The organism is Corallococcus sp. AB038B (genome assembly GCF_003668955.1).
GTDB lineage: Bacteria > Myxococcota > Myxococcia > Myxococcales > Myxococcaceae > Corallococcus > Corallococcus exiguus.
In genome coordinates this window covers 1-401 of record NZ_RAWO01000278.1, presented here as the reverse complement: position 1 = coordinate 401, position 401 = coordinate 1, and the positions used below count along the sequence as shown (strand labels likewise).

The following is a 401-nucleotide window of genomic DNA, read 5'->3' as shown; positions in this document are numbered from 1 at the left end:
GGCCGCGCCGGCTCCACCTTCTCTGGGACGGCGCGGAGCGAGCTCACTGGGCGGCGCCGCGCAGTTGATGGACGATGGTCTCCAGGCTCGCCGGGGAGTGGAATGTCTCCGCGGTGAGGAGCGCGTCCGGGAAGGAAATCTCGAACGCTCCTTCGAGCGCGAGCATCAGGTTGATGGCGTTCATCGAGTCCAGCCCCATCTCGTTGCAGGGGCGCGCCATCTCCACCGGTTCGTCGGGCGCCACGCGGGGAAGGAACTCGCGAAGCACCTCGATGAGCCTGGTCCTCACCTCGTCCGTATTCATCGTGTCTCCTCCGACGAAAGCGACCCTTGGATGGGCAAGCGCGTGTGGGGCTCGTGTCCCCAGCGCAGCCGGTGCACCGCGATGACCTCTCCGTCCC

General features: G+C 67.3%; 1 protein-coding gene. It reads right to left on the bottom strand.

What is annotated here, in order from left to right:
• Positions 1-43: 43 nt before the first annotated feature.
• Positions 44-304, bottom strand: coding sequence for a phosphopantetheine-binding protein (locus tag D7Y04_RS43275; RefSeq protein ID WP_121763088.1), 261 nt, complete (start codon positions 302-304; stop codon positions 44-46).
• Between the last annotated feature and the right edge of the window lie 97 nt (positions 305-401).